General features: G+C 48.7%; 6 protein-coding genes. All 6 read right to left on the bottom strand.

The window, feature by feature from the left end; genetic code table 11:
- Positions 1–587 precede the first annotated feature (587 nt).
- Complete coding sequence (locus IPJ02_14545; GenBank protein ID MBK7376720.1) at positions 588–2,186, bottom strand: hypothetical protein; 1,599 nt, start codon at positions 2,184–2,186, stop codon at positions 588–590.
- A 37-nt stretch (positions 2,187–2,223) separates the two neighbouring features.
- Complete coding sequence (locus IPJ02_14540; GenBank protein ID MBK7376719.1) at positions 2,224–3,063, bottom strand: hypothetical protein; 840 nt, start codon at positions 3,061–3,063, stop codon at positions 2,224–2,226.
- 533 nt (positions 3,064–3,596) lie between these two features.
- Positions 3,597–4,421, bottom strand: coding sequence for a T9SS type A sorting domain-containing protein (locus IPJ02_14535; protein ID MBK7376718.1), 825 nt, complete (start codon positions 4,419–4,421; stop codon positions 3,597–3,599).
- The gene (locus IPJ02_14530; GenBank protein ID MBK7376717.1) at positions 4,366–4,755 is read right to left on the bottom strand and encodes a hypothetical protein; all 390 of its coding nucleotides are present in this window, start codon (positions 4,753–4,755) and stop codon (positions 4,366–4,368) included. The genes IPJ02_14535 and IPJ02_14530 overlap by 56 nt, the downstream gene beginning before the upstream one ends.
- Positions 4,756–10,672: 5,917 nt before the next feature.
- Positions 10,673–16,762 carry a right-handed parallel beta-helix repeat-containing protein gene (locus IPJ02_14525; GenBank protein MBK7376716.1) on the bottom strand — a complete coding sequence of 2,030 codons (6,090 nt, stop codon included), beginning with the start codon at positions 16,760–16,762 and terminating at the stop codon, positions 10,673–10,675.
- A gap of 547 nt (positions 16,763–17,309) precedes the next feature.
- Positions 17,310–17,543: a hypothetical protein gene (locus IPJ02_14520; GenBank protein MBK7376715.1), complete on the bottom strand. Its 234-nt coding sequence runs from the start codon at positions 17,541–17,543 to the stop codon at positions 17,310–17,312.
- Positions 17,544–17,763 lie beyond the last annotated feature (220 nt).

Here is a 17,763-nt window from a genome sequence, read left to right as displayed (position 1 = left end):
GAGTTCCGTTCGTTAAACTAACCTGTGCCCAGGTACCAGCACTTAAACACAGTAAGGACAGTACGAAGTAAATTTTTTTTCATAGTATCTATTAACAAGGGTTTACAATTAAAATTCAGGCAGTAGTTCTGCTGAAACGGTTTTTGGCAGGAAATTGTTGGATATTAAGCACATATCGGGCACATTTATCATGCCAAACCACCTGCAAGATACTTTATTATGGCATAATGCTGCAAGGGTCATATTAAAATAGTATTGTTTATTTCCGCATTTTATTAGAGATCTTTAAGGTTTGGAGGATTTTTACTGCAGAGATCTGTAACGTTTGAGGTTTTTTTTTAACCGCAGAGGGCGCTAAGAGAGAACCGCAAAGGGCGCAAAGTTCATTCCCCGGGCAGCGGTTAATTGATTAAGCCTCATAAGGTTTGAGTTTTTTTTACCGCAAAGGGCGCTAAGACAAAGTGCAACGCAAAGTCCGCTAAGTTGCTTTGCGTCCTTTGCGGTTAACTCCTTTGCGCCCTTTGCGGTTAATTCCTTTGCGGTTAAAATCATTTGTGGTAAAAACCTGTATCAGGAATAAAAAAAGATCACAGGTGCTGTGTGATTATCCTTGTTATGTTACCCGCGAGCGTGGTTGTTACCAGGAAGAGGTAATCATTCAGCAGCAAGGGGCCATTGGCCCGCACGGTACCGTCCATATTCATGTCGGCGCTGCTGTAAACATTGGGGAGCTGTATGGTTATATTACCACCCAGGGTGCTGGTAATAAGATGCAGGTAATCATTTTGTGCCAGGGGGCCATTGGCCCGCACGGTTGTGTTGCTGTTGCTGTTGCCTCCCCATAACCCGAACTTACCTCCCGGCAATGCCAGCATCGCGTTATTGTTATTCGGCGGCGGACTTGACAAGACCACGGGATCCTGGTACGCTGATGACTGTGCGGTGGTAAAATCATATACAACCGGTGCCGCCATCGTTCCGTTCAATGATTGTACAACGGATGTACGCACGCCCAGGTGGTTCCGGTGCCGGATGCTCACCAGGTAATTACCGGCCTGCGCCCCTTTGAATGCAACGGGCGAAACGCCATCGGTATCTACAATAAGCCCGTCTTCCCGGATCAGCGCTGCACGCTGGTTTATTACCGTTGCCGGGTTAGCCGTGCTCCTCAGTTCAAGCAGCACCCAGTCGATGATATCGCTGGCAATACCATTGGCATTGGTATCGGTAAAGAACCCTGCCGGAACGGAATCCAAACCGTTATATCCATAAATGGGGCCATAAGGTTGTATGGTTGCATGGGCATTAAGTATGGCTGCCCATGCAGGCGTTACATCTTTATGCCGGCCCAGCGAGGCACTGTAAGCGCCCTGCAGGAATAGCCTGGCCGAAAAAAGTAAATTATCCTCGTAGGCCCCGATGGTTGGCTGGTAATTGCGCCCGTTGTAAAGAATGTCGTTATTGACCCCCGGAATGGAAGTGCCCGCACCATAGAGCGGCGATAAAGGCTGCAGGTGATGAACCGTGGGTGAAATGAACTGCGGATCCACGCTCAGGTTATTGCTGTAGGTATAATTCTGCGGGTTGCCGCCGGGCCAGGAAGGCGCATTGCCGTTGCCAAAACCATTATCAAATGCATTGTTATGGGTTACCGTTATGCCGTTGATATTGGTTACGGATGAATCGCCCCGGAGCCAGGTCTCCAAAAAACCATTCACGATATTGTTTCGGATGTTCACATTGTTTGCCATGCCGTTCTGCAACGACAGCAGGGAGATGCCGAACCAGGGCTCGTCGCCCTCCTGGGCCACGATGGTATTGTAGTCAATGTCCAGGCCGTTGATCTGGGTATCGTTCGAACTTTCGCTGTGAAAGATCACGCCTCCCCCGGCTGCTGCCCCGTTGCCCTGGTAAATATTGGTGAAAAGATTATTGCGGATGACTATATCGGTGAGGTAGCTGTAGCCCCCGGAGGGTGTTACGGCCATGGTATCGTTGCCGCCGGGGTCGTGGTACGAACGGGTATTGAAAACGACCCCTGCCGAAATGTTCCGGAAGATATTCCTTTCCACCAGGGCCGATTCGGTGCGGTATTCAAAAATGATCCCGCTTTCGGTGCGGCCGTTAAGCACGGAGTGGTTGAATGTGTTGTTGTGTATCCAGGCGCAGTAATCGTAATTACCCATGTAATTATAGTTGAGGTCAATGCTTCCTTCAATATAGTTATTGAAGACCTCCAGTCCCTGGATATTGAAGAGTTCGATGGCAAAATCCCAGTCGCCCCCCTGCCCCGGGTAGCTGCCGGGAAGGGCGATTTGATGAGGTGTTGTTGTGGATGATCACACCCCGCAGCCAGCCATTGTCCCAGTACTTGATGGGCCATCCGTTGGCAAAGGAATCCCGCTGGTTCTGCACCAGGTTATTATTGTGTATGAACATGCCCGCCTGTCCGCCGATGTTGAGGAGCCCGGCTCCGTAAGCGCCGTTGTTCTCGGCCGAATTCAGAATGGTATTGTATTCAAAACGGTTGTAAAATGCATACACATTCGTATCCTGGCGGGGTTCGGTTGCATGGTTGCCGTCGAAGATCACACCCCGGTTCTTGAAATTAGTGATATGGCAGTTGTTGATGTTCACATAGCCACGGCCCGTGACCCAGATGGCCACCCAGGTCTTGAAAACGGAGTCGTTCACATAGCCCCCGTCGATGCTGAGCCCGGATATGAACTGGTTGCCGATGGTGCCGTCCGGCGAACTGAGGGTGAGGAAAGTGGAAAAATAATTACTGTACTGGCTGTTGATGAAAGAAGACCCGATGCCGGACCCCAGGATGTTGACTCCTACGGCCAAAAAACATTCTTCGGTCTCATAATAAACCCCCGGCAGCACCCGGATGGTATCGCCTGCCGTGATCACCTGGGTGGTTGCCTTGTGTAAACTGGCCCAGGGCAGGGTGAGGCTGCCGTCGCCGGTTGTATCATTGCCCGAAGGGCTGATATAATACGTAGCAGCATGGATGCCCTGGCATAAAAACAATGACATGAACAATATGAATGCTCTCATAATTATCAGATCCTGTTCTTTTGTTTTGAAAAATGTCCTGCCTGCAGTCTGAGGGATGAGCCTGGAATCTTTTAAAGGAGTATTGTATCCGAAACGGGTATCAATATAGTAAAAATACCTGGTTTATCAAGGGTTTTGAAGATGAATTTTTCGTTACCCATTTACGGGTGTTTAACCGCAAAGATTTTTACCGCAGAGAACGCGGAGGTTTTACCGCAGAGAACGCGGAGGTTTTACCGCAGAGAATGCGGAGGTTTTACCGCAGAGAACGCAGAGGTTTTACCGCAGAGAACGCGGAGGTTTTACCGCAGAGAACGCAGAGGTTTTACCGCAGAGAACGCAGAGGTTTTACCGCAGAGAACGCGGAGGTTTTACCGCAGAGAACGCAAAGGTTAGCGCAAAGTCCGCAAAGGTCTTTCTTTGCGCCCTTTGCGGTTCCTCCTCTGCGTTCTCTGCGGTAAAAAAAACCTCTGCGGTAAAAACAAAAAAAGGGCCGTGTTCTCACACAGCCCTTCGCATTCTATCTTAAGGGGTTATTGCTTCACCAGCTTACCGGTGGTCACTTCGCCGGTGCTGCTGATCATGCGCACCATATAGGTGCCGCCTGCCAGGCCCGATACATCCACCGGTAAGGTATTGCTTCCGGTTTCCACGTTCAGGCTGCGCTGCATCATGGTACGGCCGCTCATGTCAACAACGGTCATCGTCAGTTTGTCCTTCACCGGTGATGATATCATCAGGTTCACCACGGTAGTGGCCGGGTTCGGGAACATGCCGTCGATGGTTATCAACGTTGGTTTATCAGACTTCAGCACCACAATATTACTCAGCTTGCTGCCGCCACTGAGGTCGGCCTGGCGCAGGCGGTAGAATTGTTTGGTGCCGGTTACATTATTATCCGTAAATGCATAATTCAACTGAATGGAACTGTTGCCCCCGTTCGCCAGCGAATTCACAAAACCGATGCTGCTGTAGTTCACTCCATCCAGTGAACGCTGTACTTCAAAGCCAAGGTTATTCTGCTCGGTGCTGGTTATCCAGCGCAACTGGTTACGTGTACCATCTTTATAGCCATTGAAGCTCAGCAGGCCAACAGGCAATGTGATGTTACCATCCGTACGCACAAACTGGTCGGCATTACCATAAGTACCTGTAGTACTTACACCTGCATTCTGATAGAACAGGCTGGCATAATCCGTGCGATCGCCAGCAGTTGATGTAATCGCATAATAAGTATTGCTGTTGGTTCCGCCACCATAATTTGTATAATCCACTACCCTAACCTGGGCAGCAGCGGATGGGTTACCCTGGAACGTGACCGTGGCCCCGATGAATTCGGTACCTGCAGTCCATGACATTGCAGTTACAGCCGGGTTCAGGCCATACCCAGGTAAATATCCTTTCACCGGTAGACGCATATGTGTAAGGTGCATCCTGTTGAAATACTAAAGTAGCAAAATTCCCGACACCCGTCAGGGATGCCGTAACACCTCCGGAAACCGCCGAAGGTATTGCTACACAGAACTGGACATAATTCACATACTCTCCGGCTGCACTGGTATACGTTGGTCTGAAAAGGATATCAACTCTGTTGATGCCACCCACGCTGGGCTGGATGGAGCCGTGTATTAATTGTGCCTGGCTTCCAAGGGCCAGCATCAATCCTGTTATCAGTACAAAAATCTGTTTCATTTTCATTGTTTTAATTTATTGTAGGATTATTGATGTTGAGTTATGATCTTGGTTACACTTCCTCCCAGGCTTGTCGTGATCAGGAATGAGTAATCGTTCTGAGTAAGTGGCCCGTTCGCCCTTACGGTTCCATCCATGTTATAATCGGCCCTGCTGTACACGTTCGGGATATTCCCGGTTACGTTACCAGCCAGCGTGGTGGTGATCAGGAACGAGTAATCATTCTGGGCAAGCGGCCCGTTGGCCCTTGTTGTATTATTCGCATTACCATTACCACCCCACAGAACAAATTTACCGCCTACCGAGTTCATGGCATTGTTATTATTCGGTGAAGGCAGGGCAAGTATGGCCGGGTCCTGGTATGCCTGCGCCTGTGCACTGCTGAAGTCGTACGCCGTTGGGGCAACAGCACCATCTATCAATTGTGCGGTTGCTGAACGAACACCCAGGTGGTTGCGGTGCCTGATGGTGATGAAGTAGTTACCAGCAGCAAATCCTTTGAACGCAACAGGTGATACGCCATCCACGTCAACGATCAGCCCATCTTCCCGCACAAATGCCGCACGCGTGCTCACAACGGTGGTTGGGGTTACGGCATCCCTTAATTCAACCAGTACCCAATCGGTAATATCGGTTGTGGCAACGGTTGATGTGAAGAAGCCGGCTGATACGCTCTCGGTACCTGCATAGTTGAACGGAGCGCCGCTGTAAGGCTGGCTCAATGCATTTGCATTCAGCACGGCAGCCCATGCTGCACTCACATCTTTATGACGGCTCAGTCCGGAGCTGAATGCGCCGTGCAGGAACACGGTGGCAGCTACCACGATCTTGTTCTCATACGCACCGATCGACGGTGGGCTGTTACGGGTTGAGTTCACAAAGTCGTTCGTGATACCACCGATGGTAACACCGGAACCTATCAAAGGCGATGTTGCCTGCAGGTTCAGGTTTGTAGGTGTGGTGAACAACGGATCTGCGGCCACACTGTTCGCATCCTGTGCGCTGGCTGCCTGCCAGGCGGCCAGGTTGGCGTATTCGGTGGTACCGTTATAACCCACTAACCCGGTTGAATAGTAATCGTTGTAGTTGATATTGCTGAACACGGTATTGGCTGCGCCGCTGATGATGGCATAGCGGTTACCCGTTGTCTGCGTGTTGGCAAAGATATTATCGCGTATATCCAGTGATGCCGCTGTGGTGATACCGGATGAGATATTGATGGCAGCAGGCCTTCCAACTATATCAGGCTGGTCGGTGTTCATGTTGATGCTGTTGAAGCGGATATTATAACCACCGCCTGACTGAACCATGATACCATAGCCGTTGTCGGTTGCTGTAATGCCGTTAAAGCCATCCGCTGCCACATCATACACCAGGTTGTTGTATACATTGATATTGGCCGTTGTGGAACTGGAAGCCAGCTGGATCCCGTGAGCCCCCCAACCGGTGGTATTGGTATTCTTGATGTTGGAAATGCTGTTCCGGAAAATATTCATATTGGTGCTGGCACCCTGCACACCGATACCAATGGGTGTTGCGCTGGTGGTAGACAGTATTCCGGAGACCGAATTACCAGATACGGTAGCATTATTTGCACCGCTCTGCACAATACCATACGCACCGATGGAAGAGCTGGCCCCGTTCTGGGTCAGATTAGAAATGGTATTATTGGTAACATTCGTGTTGGGGCTGGTAGTTATGATACCGCCAAACGTAGCACCCGTTCCGGCATTGGTCAAACCACTGATGGTATTGTTATTCACGGTGATGCCCGTAGCACCGGTGCCCGGTGTTACATAGATACCGGTCAAGGCAAATGCTCCCGTATTGGTTGATGCCAGCGTGGAGATATTGTTTTGTGAAACGGTACCACTGTTGGTTCCGGTTGCCAGCCAGATGGCCCTGGGCGATTCAGCCAGGGAATTGGACATGTTGGCGATGTTGTTGTTTGAGATGGTAACACCGTCAACCCCCTGTGCATAAAGACCTACCAGCCGGATGGAGTTGGCGCCGGCAGTATTCAGGTCATTTCCGGTGAACAGGGTACCGCTTCCGTTTCCGGTTGCAACCACTGCATTGGCATACACACCGATAAATGCCTGCTGGATGCTGTTATTCTGAACGGTGATGTTATTGAAGTAACCCGGGTTACCCAATGCTGAATCCGACAACGCCACAGCCGATGAATTCTGCGATCCGTTGATGACGATGCTGTTCTTAAGCGTTGTTCCGGTTACTGCTGTTGTACCGGTTGAACCGATCAGCAGCACTGAAGGTCCGGTGGTGCTGGTATTGGTAATGGTAAGGTCGCGGGTTGTTCCGCCGCTGTTTGAACCATCAAGGGTTACGTTGCTGCTCAGTATCCTGATCAGCGCCCTGTTATTGAGTGTTCCGGTCAAAGTACCGGTAACGCCAGTATTTGGTTTAATAAGCAGCGTATAAGCCACTGCGTTACAACCGCCATCCTGTATCTGGTTCAATGCAATGGCGCCGGTTTCTGTTACGGATGCATCGAGGATGTTCACCGTAGTGTTGCCCACCAGGCCATTTGTATTGATGGCATTGAATAAACCTGTTGCGCCGGTCAGTGAAGTATAATCACCCGCTGCGCCTACGGTTAAAGTGGTGTTCAATCCTGCCACGATACCGTAGCTGTTAATGGTACCGCCGATCGGGAAGGCCGCTGCTGTAAGGGCAACGCTGGTTGGAGCCAGGGCAAATGTACCACTGTTGATGGCCACGTTTGGCGTAGCTGCCAGGTCCTGTACCGTTACAAAGTATTGAACGATATTACCCAGGGTAACGCCCGTACCGCCGTTGAGCAATGAATAATCGATAAAGAATGCGAACGGACTAACCGAGTTTGTAGCTTCTGCATATTTCCATCCGTCTGTTCCGTTTGTATTATCATTCCAAACGTTTCCGTCTGTACTGCGTTTGTAATAGATCCTTGGTTTAGTTCCTGCTGTTACGTTTATGCCACTGTTGTCTGTTGCTATGGCAGTGAAATTCCTGCCGGTAGTACAGGTTGTATTAGCCAATACCGTGTAAGCAATAGTTGGTGCAAAGAGGTCATTCGGAACGCCGTCAAATTCGTCGGCACCCATGTCTGGTGCGGTAGCGCCACCGTTCACAGAACCTGCTGGTCCGGGCCTTACATTGTTATCATAATCAACAGTAACACCTGTTCCTGCTATTCCACCTGATTCAAGTTCGGTTGGGGTAACACCCATATTGAGGTGGAGATCACCGATAGCCGCACCAACAAAGGTGATGGCAATACCTGCAACGCTGTTTGCATCACCAGCTGAAGCAGCTTTCCAGCCTGCAAAATTGGTGGCGGTATTCCAGTATCCGGTTGCACCTGAACCATTCAGGGCATTGTAATTGGAAGCGCCTGCAGCCCATCCGGTTGCGGATGATGCGGCATTGCCGTAGTTGTTGCCGATGGCATAATGGATACCGGTGCCGCCGGTACGGGTGTTGTTGAAAATGTTATTGCGTATATCAACCGGCGACGTGATGGCCGAAGCGGCGCTGTTATCACCCCGTAAGAAACAGAATGACGGAAGCGCTCCGGCAGTAGCTGTACCTTCAATATTAACGGTGTTATGATATACAAAGTTACCTCCGTTGGCAAAGGAATTCACGATACCGAGGAATTCGGTATTGGTGGTTTGCCCGTTACCCAGAGAGATCATGTTGTTGCTGATGGTAACACCTGAACCCAACGCTGCCCGGATCAATAATCCGATGGCTGTAGGCGGTGTGGTTACCACCGTCATGGTGGAAGCATTGGTGATATCATAGATCTTGTTTCGGGTAATCACCCCGGCGGTTGGATTTGAATATCCTATACCGGTTGGGTTTGTCTGTACGGCACCTGTATTGGTTGCCCTGATCGCATACACTTCATTCAGGGATATGGTTGCCCCGGCCGGTGAAGTACCGGTATAACAGATACCCTCCACAGCAGTGGCACCGCCGGCTACGGTGGTATTGGCACTTGCACCGGTGATATCGTGTATGGTGTTGGACGAAATGTTGGCAAACACAGTACCTCCATATTGGATACCACGGATCAATGAAGCAGTGCCTGTAGCCGACTGGTTCATATTGGCAACGGTGTTACCGGTGATGTCGATCGTGGTTCCCGTAGTTACAGCACTGGTAACCTGTATACCCATCAGGCTTTGAGTGCCTGTTGCCACCGTGGAGGAATTGATGCTGTTGGCGGTAGCTGTGCTTCCGATGGTATTATTGATGATGGTTGGTGTACCACCGCTCACCAGGATACCATTGATGCCCAAACCAATAGAGGTTGTATTACCAACCAGGTTGATGGAGCCAATGGTATTGTTGCGGATGTCCACGTTTCCAACACCTGAATAAGAGATGATATTTGCAATACCTCCGGTTGTTGTTCCGGTAATTGTTATGGAACCGTTTCCTGTACCGCTTCCGATGGTATTTCCGGAAGTGGTGCCGATATTGGCATTACCGCCCGATACCCAGATACCGGAGAAGTTACCATTGGTGGTGGTAGCACCCGAACTGGTGAGTATGTTAAAGTTGGCGACCAGGTTACCCTGTATTGAAGTGGTGGCTGTGGAAGCAGCATTTACTGCAATACCTGTGAAACGGTTGGTGAAGGTACCTGCATAGTTCCAGGCCGTTCCGCCTGCAGCCGTTGTGCTGCCGCCGATGTTGTTATTGGATATCGTATAACCACTTCCGCTGTTACTGATGAATATACCATAATGATTATTACTTGCCGTAGCAGTACGGGTAGCTGTTTGATAGAAATTATTACCCGTGATCGTCCAGCCGCTGCTGAAAGAATTTATGTTCATACCTGCTGAAGAAGAAGCAGCACTGTAGAAATCAAAGATATTATTATTGGTGATGCTGATGTTGCTGTTATCAACCGTTAAACTTGATCCCAGTGAATAGATACCATTGATAGGCGTGGCCGCATTGGGACCAATGTTGCAATTGTCGATGGTATTATTGTCGTTGCCGGTTGTTCCGGTTGAGGTACTGAACAGGATGACGCCGGTTGCTGTATTATCACTCTTCAGGTCGGTGTACTTAACCGTATTGTTGGATGCATCATTACTGAATGTCATCGCAGTACCGGTTGTATTGGTATTGGTAATGGTGAGTGAATGCGTGGTTCCCGTACTTCCGATCCGGCCATCAATGGTTACAAACAATGCACCGTTTAGGGGAATAAGAGAGCCGGCACCGTTACCGCTGATCACCGTGGATGCAAGCGTTGGCCGGATGGTAAGTGTATTGGTTGAATTGCCCGTTGCATTAAAGTTGATGCTGGTGGGGAATGTCTCACTTCCGCTGTAGGAAGCATCCAGCAGTTCAAAGATAACAGGGCCCGTGAGGCAACCGTTGTTATAGGAAGCTATGGCTGCTGTAAGTGTCGGGTATGCTCCTCCGCCACCAACGGTATAGGTACCATTGAGTGTTACACCAACCGCTGCAATATTGGGAGTTGTTGGCGGAGTGGTAACGGTATTAACATCCGTGGCAACCAAACCTGCAGCAGGATTGGAAGCGATATTTGGTATAGCTGCTATATCCTGAGCAATTACATAGTAGGATATCAGGTCGCCGCCGGTAAGGCCGCCCATATCGGTAGCCACGATGGTAAAGTTCCAGGTACCATTTGTACCCGTACCCGTTGCCAGCGTACCCTGTGATGAGAACCATGCACCTGCATTCTTCCTGTAATACACCCTTGGCTGCAATGCACCTGCTGTTGGAACACCCGATACGTCCGTAATGATCACCCCGTTCAATAGCCGGTCGCCTGTTGCACAGCTTGGTGGTATCAGTGTATAGCTGATCGCCGGTGCAATGGCATCGGCCGCCTGTTCGTAAGCGCCGATGGTTGGTGTAGTTACATTACGTGTAACTTTGTGATGCCACCGATGGGCGTGGCTGCTGCAACCAGCGGTGAGCCCAACTGGGGCACCAGGTTGCTGGCTGAATTGTATAAAGGATCTGCCGAAATGGAGTTGGCTTCCTGGCCGGTGGCAACCTGCCATGTAGCCAGCGTAGTTGAGTTAACCCCGTTGAACCGGCCCACGTTATTGGTTACATTGGTAGCGGCACAGTACAGGTCATTATAGTTCAATGTAGAACCGGCCAGCGTAGTGGCGCCTGTATAATAAGCCCAGAAATTACCGCCGGCTATTGCACTGGAGCCGGTTATGCTGAAACTGTTGTTCCGCACATCAATATTGGTACCTACGCTGGTGATATTTCCGTCGCCGTTGGCAAAGGCTGCTGCCAGGCCTGATGAAGTATTGGCAAGCTGGCCCGTCAGGTGTACTGAATTGTAATAGAACCTGTCGCCATATCCGGCACTGGCCAAGATACCCGTGAGGTTCCAGACGGAACTTGTACCGGTTGAATTGATCTTATAAACAATGTTATTATATACCTGTGCATTGGAAGGATTGCCCACCGTGGTAAAGGTTGTACTGGTAATGGCAATGCCATAGATCTTTGGCGTGCTGGTTCCGGTATAAGCCAGGTCGTGTACTTTATTATTGAAGCAAATTCCATCCTTGAAGTCAAGCAGTCGTATGCCGCCAAAAGGAGTGGAAGACGTGTTGGTGGCATTCACTACATTCTGTACTTCGTTGCCCGAAACAACCAGCCCTTGTTGCCTGTCTGCATTAATGGCCAGTAAGGAGAATCCTTCCCCGGTAACCGCTGTACCAAAATTGTTATTACTGATCACATTGTTCTGGTCCGGGGTGGTTGTTGAAATCCCAAACATGGTTACGCCGTATATTGATTTGCGCAACAGGTTATTACTGATGGTATTGGCATTGTTCAGATCCAACCCTGCCGTGGTCAGGCCGATGGTAGTACTACCTCCAACGTGGATACCGGTGAAACTGGTGGTGGAAGAATTACCTTCAATGATACAGTTCCTGATGATATTGTTGGATGCCCCGTTCGACACGGCGGGTGAAGCCAGCCATACAACGGCATTACCCGATGTGGTGGTTGTGGTATTCTGAATGGTGAGGTTACGGCTGTTTGATCCGTTATTGCTTCCGTCAATGATCACATAGTCGGCACCATTTAATTTAATGATAGATCCTGCTGCCACACTTCCGGTAATGAGCGGATTTTGTCCGCTGGCCGGCCGGATGGTGAGATAATTCGTACCGGCGGCTGCATTCGCATTGATGCTGATCGGGAATGTTTCGCCTGCCGATGTATAGGTAGAGGTCAGTTCAAAGAAAACCGGGCCGGTGAAACAGTTCGCTGCATTATAATCTGCAACGGCTGCGGTCAGGTTTGTATAATTGCCGCCCGCACCTACGGTATAGGTTCCGCCCAGCGTAAGCACCGTGCGGTTCACCGGTGTCATGGCATCATTACCCGGGGTAATATCGCCCGCCACACTGGTATTGGCATTAAACGTGTACACACCGTTGGCGCTCATGTTGATGGTTGCCGGCATGCTCACATTCTGGGTTGCCCCCGCGGCCAACGTGCCGGAGTTCAATATCACGTTCTGGTTGTACCCGCCGGTGGCCGTAACGGTAACCGTTACATTATCCACGGCAAAGTCGATGGTGCTGGCCCCGAAATTCCGTATGGTTACGGTAACTGTTTCAGCAGCGGTATAACATCCCGATGCAGCGGGTGCCACCAGGGCGGTTGCGCCCATGTCAACACCCAGTATCCCTGTAAATTCATCGGCACCAATGTCGGGAGTGGTTCCATCCCTGGCATCGTTGTCAATATCGGCCGTGATGCCCCCGATGGGGGTTGCATCCCCATCCAGGTTTGAATTACCGCCGGGCGTTAAGTGCAGGTCGGTTGAACTCACAAAGGATGGCTGAACATTCTCCGAATTGGTATTCCCGCCAAAACCGGTTTGGATATCTGCAAGGGTAGCCCGGTTGGAAACGATGAAACCCAGGTTTGGTCCGGCTGAATAATAATCATTATAGTCGATGTTGGAGAACACGGTATTGGCAGCGCCGCTGTAAATGGCATAACGCTCGGTACCGATGGTCTGGCTGTTGGCAAAGATATTATTGCGCAGGTCAATGGCGCCTGCTGCGGAAACGCCGGACGTGATATTTATTGCGGCCGGTAAGCCACCCACCAGGGTCTGGTTGGTATTCAGGTGAATGGAGTTATAGTAGATGCCGTATCCTGCACCATTTGAAACAACAATACCATAGCCATTATCGGCCACACCGGCTGTTGCCTTACCATAAGCGGCAATGTCGGAGATCATGTTGTTCCTTACTGAAATATTTGCCGTTGCAGAAGTACTGCTTAATTGAATACCGCTGGCTCCATAGCCGGTGGTATTGGTCTGCTTTATATTGCGGATAATGTTCTTCTCAATGGTAACACCCGCGGTGGCACCGGACACATAGATGCCGGTTGTACTTATTGTTGCTGTACCCGAAGAAGTAAAGTCAGTTATGGTATTACCTGAAACAGTGACGCTGGAAGTTGCATTGGCCGATTCAACCCAGATACCATAGGCATTACCTGTGGTGGCACCGGTAAACCCGAGGTTACTGATCGTATTATTCGAAACCGTTGCATTAATAGTTCCGGTTCTCAGTCGGATCCCATAATCAACTTCAGTGGTAGCCGGGTCAATGCCACTGATGGTATTGTTGCTGATGGTAACTCCATCTACACCCTGCACACTGATACCTGCATTGACAATACCCGTAGTAAGGTCATTACCGGTGATCAGCATACCGCTTCCGTTACCTGCACTGCTGGTTTGAATGACAAACAAACCGAAATTGGTTGTACGGCTGCTATTGTTCTGGAACGTGAAGTTGTTGCTTAATCCTGCTACAGCAGAACCCGTGGTAGAAGTTGAACTTCCCAACACCACGTTGCTGGTGCCGGTGGACCCGTTAATGAAAATAACATTCTTGATCGTACCACCCACATTCGGGTTGGGACTTACCGAACCATACAACACGGCAGAGGGAGATGTTACATTGGTATTGGTAATGGTAAGGTCGCGGGTGGTACCGCTCACTGCATTGGAACCGTCAAAGATCACATAGTTGCCGTATACACGGAACAAAAAGCCGTCTGCCAGTGAGCCGCTGATGGTAGTTGTTACTCCAACAGCCGGTTTTATGGTAAGCGTATTGGTTGAACTGGCATAGCTGTTCGGATTGATCACGATCGGGTAGGTCTCCCCGGGGTAAGTAGCATCCGTGAGACTGAAAATAACAGGGCCTGTGAGACAGGATGTATTATATGCTGCCACGGCAGCCGTAATGGTAGTATATGCGCCTCCGGCACCTACGGTATAGGTTCCGCTGAGGTTTGCCTGTATGGTATATGAGCTTGGTGTGCTGGGAGGCGTTGCCGCTGCCGGCGGGTTAGCGGTGAAACCCCCAGCCCCTGCAGAAGGGAAAGCTCCTACATTGGGCGTTCCGGCATTATCCTGGGCCACTATATAATAAGAGACCACATCAGCCAGCACCACACCGGCACCAAAGGTAAACTGGTACTGGTTGCTTCCCAGAGAAACACCGGTTGCTGCATTGTAAGAACCGGCATTTATCCTCCAGTAAAGAACCGGTAAACCGATCCCGGCAGTTGGTACGCCGCTGGCATCGGTGATGGTTGCTGTTAAGGTAACACCGGTAAGCGTACAGGTATTGCCCAGTGGGGTATAAGTGATCGTAGGAGCCGAAAGGTCAACCCCTATCCCGGCAAATTCATCGGCGCCGATATCGGGTGTTGAAACATTTCTTGTGTCGCCGTCATAGTCATCCGTAATTCCGCCAATCGTGGCTCCGCCGCTTTCTATTTGTGTTGCAATACCTGTATTAATGTGAAGGTATGTTGGATCGCTGCCTGTCGTACTCACAAAATTCGGATTTTCACTTACTGAAACAGATTCTCCCGGAGTTAATCTTGCTTTTAAAGCACCTATAGTCTGGTCAGCATTGGTACCATCATAATAAAGCAGGTTTGCAGCTCCTGGTGTACCTGCATAAAATAAATTATTATTGCTGGCGGTATTATAATTTGCTAAAGATGTGGATGCACTTCTTCGGAATGCTACAGCCAAACCTGCACCACTAGGGGTAGTTCCATTTACAATTATATTGTTCTTCATTACCAGGCTGGCTGATGTAGCTGTGGCACTGTAGGTATGAAAAATGCCTGAACTTCCAAAACCTGTGCCACCGGCACCTGTTAAATTAATGGTATTGAAAGAAAGGTTTATTGTGGTTGAAGAGGTAGTACCGGTAAAAGAAATACCTCTGACAGCATCTCCACCGGTTGCAGCAGATGCAGATAAATTTCCAATTAAATTATTATAAATATTTGTAGCAGTACCGATCGTAGTAACAATTATTCCATTTACCAAACCGGCAGTTGTACCTGTGGAAGTACAGCTTAAGCCATAAACCTTGTTTTTATATAAGTTTACGGTACCAGTACCAGCACTTTGAATACCACTTACCTGCGTACCCGCATTACTTAACGCAAAAACGGTATTTCCATAAACGGTTGGATTTGTACCTGAAAAATACAAACCAATGAATGTTGAGTTAGTGGTACCGGTTATATTAGATACCGTATTATTGAATACCTGATTTGACAAACTGCTTAAACAATAGATACCGTAAGTTGTTCCAGAACCTACAGTCCAGTTATTAATTGTATTTCCGGAACAAACCCTATTTTGTCCAACTGCTGTATTTGTATAAATTCCGGATGTACCGGATGTACCGGTAGTGGATAAATTGGAGAAATTATTATTGGTGATTGTTTCTGTTCCTGATGCAGGACTTCCTAAGTTATAATAACAATATAAAGTACCGGAAGTACCTGTCTTAGTGAATGTACCACTGGTTTGATTACCTGATATGGTAACATCCGGAGTAGCAGAACTGGCATAAATCAGGTAGCTGGTTGAGGTTGCAGCAATTGTACCTGCGAATGTATTATTGCTGAATGTATTACTGGTAACAGCATTTCCATTATAGATCATTTGAACCGCTGATGTACCGCTTGAATTAACCGTAAAGCTATTATTGCTTCCACTGATCACTCCGGTTACAGTAGAATAAAAAATACCATAAAATGTGGACGCATGTGCACTTCCACCACCTCCTGCATTATTAATAGTATTGTAATCGGCATTTACATTATTGGTGTAAATAAAATATACCCCATACGTAGTCGTGGCGGATCCGCCCCCAAAATTCTGAATAGTATTTCCGGCACCGGATTGTCCAATAATGAAATTCTGGTCGTAAAAAGTAGCAGCTGATGATCCCCTGCAAACAATACCAGCATGTACATTGCTGATGGAATTACCCCTGATCGTTACATTTTCGGTTCTTCCGCTATTTGCTGTAACGGTAACACCAGTCGCAGAACTTACCGATATGGAACCATTGCCTATATATATACCAACAACAAAACCACTGGTACCCTTGGACATGGTAATATTGCAGTTTTGGATCGTTAATCCCTGGCAGGCATCGGTACCCGATGGTTTATGGGTATAATAACCATATTCAATTCCCTGGTTAGAAGCAGCCAAATCCAACCCATTGAATACCAAGTTATCTGTTCCTTCAATACGTATGATCCCGTCTCCTAAACCACCTATAGCACTGGTTGTGTTTGTACCTGCATCCGTACGTGTAAGGATTGGATTAGCACCTGCACCGCTTTTTTGAAATGTGATGGGAAAAGAGGCGTTCCCCGCAGTTGTAATGGTTAATTGAGATGCATTCGATTCTGTAGAACCGGCAGCCAAATCGAAGACAACAGGGCCAGTCATCGACGTAACCAGGTTCAGGTCGGCTATTGCCAGAGCCACGGAAGTATAGGTTGCCTGAAGATTTGGTGTGGTATTTGTATTTCCGGTAACCGTAACCGGTATCTGTGCATTCACAAACGTTGCAAAACAAACCGTAAGCAACAGCAAGCATAATTTTCTCATAAGAGGGTTTTTGAGTTGGTTGGTCATTATAGTTTTATAAGCGATGGTACATGATACCATTACGTGCACGCGGGTATTTACACCCGTGTTTCAGTGAATTTTCACGAAGGGAATGGTGGAATTGATCAAGCCTTATAGTACATAATGCGCAGGGGGAGGAATACAGGATAGCCGGTTTTTCTCCTTTGCCTTGTGCCGATGTGATATAAACTTTAATGTCTTCCTTATTTTACCTGGTGAGGATAAAATACTTGGGGCGGTTTTTAATTGAATTGGAACTGTTACACAAAGGGACGGACATAGGTATGCATTCTATTAATGCAAAGGGTAAATGTAGGGGAATAAATCAATACAGCCGAAAAAAAAACAGGATTTTTTTCGCTCAAAAACCGGCATTTCTAAACCCTGTAAGGTTTGCTGCATTTACTCAGGGGGCAGGTTTGCCGGGCTGCCATGCCAACTGCAAACCTTATAGGTTAAAAAAAATCTCCCCGTTTTGCGGGGAGACCTTTCTATGATCTTAAATACCGTATTCGTACGGAACGGCTTATTTCATTTTTTCTTCAACGGCTTTCTTGGCAGTGTCAACCAGTTTACCGGCAGCAGCAGCAGCGCTGTCTGCAACGGCCTTCATGGCGTTGGCAGCAGTATCCACCACAGCAGGAACTACAGGAGTTTCTGTTTTAACTGTATCAGTTGCAGGGGTTTCTGTTTTTTCGCCTTCGTTGTTGCAGGCTGTCATAACAGTGGCCAGGGCCAGGATCGCAAATACTCTTTTCATTGTGTTGTTTTTTTTTTGGTTTTTTAATGATTGGGCGCAAATATAATAGCCGTTTTTAAACTGTGCAAGTTTTTGGGGGAAGAAATTTAGGGAAAGCCGATACAGGATGCCGGATCCAAGATCCAAGATGCCGGATCCAAAGATCCAAGATGCAAGATGCCGGATCCAAGATCCAAGATCCAAGATGCCGGATCCAAGATCCAAGATGCAAGATGCCGGA

This window comes from Chitinophagaceae bacterium, from assembly GCA_016710165.1.
Taxonomy (GTDB): domain Bacteria; phylum Bacteroidota; class Bacteroidia; order Chitinophagales; family Chitinophagaceae; genus Ferruginibacter.
The sequence above is the reverse complement of the archived record's forward strand: the minus strand, read 5'-3'. Positions and strand labels throughout refer to the sequence as shown.

Coding starts and splice junctions, on each gene's coding strand:
- IPJ02_14545 (MBK7376720.1), bottom strand. CDS start 2,186: ATGGGTAATTACGATTACTGCGCCTGGATACACAACAACACATTCAAC.
- IPJ02_14540 (MBK7376719.1), bottom strand. CDS start 3,063: ATGAGAGCATTCATATTGTTCATGTCATTGTTTTTATGCCAGGGCATC.
- IPJ02_14535 (MBK7376718.1), bottom strand. CDS start 4,421: ATGTCATGGACTGCAGGTACCGAATTCATCGGGGCCACGGTCACGTTC.
- IPJ02_14530 (MBK7376717.1), bottom strand. CDS start 4,755: ATGAAACAGATTTTTGTACTGATAACAGGATTGATGCTGGCCCTTGGA.
- IPJ02_14525 (MBK7376716.1), bottom strand. CDS start 16,762: ATGAGAAAATTATGCTTGCTGTTGCTTACGGTTTGTTTTGCAACGTTT.
- IPJ02_14520 (MBK7376715.1), bottom strand. CDS start 17,543: ATGAAAAGAGTATTTGCGATCCTGGCCCTGGCCACTGTTATGACAGCC.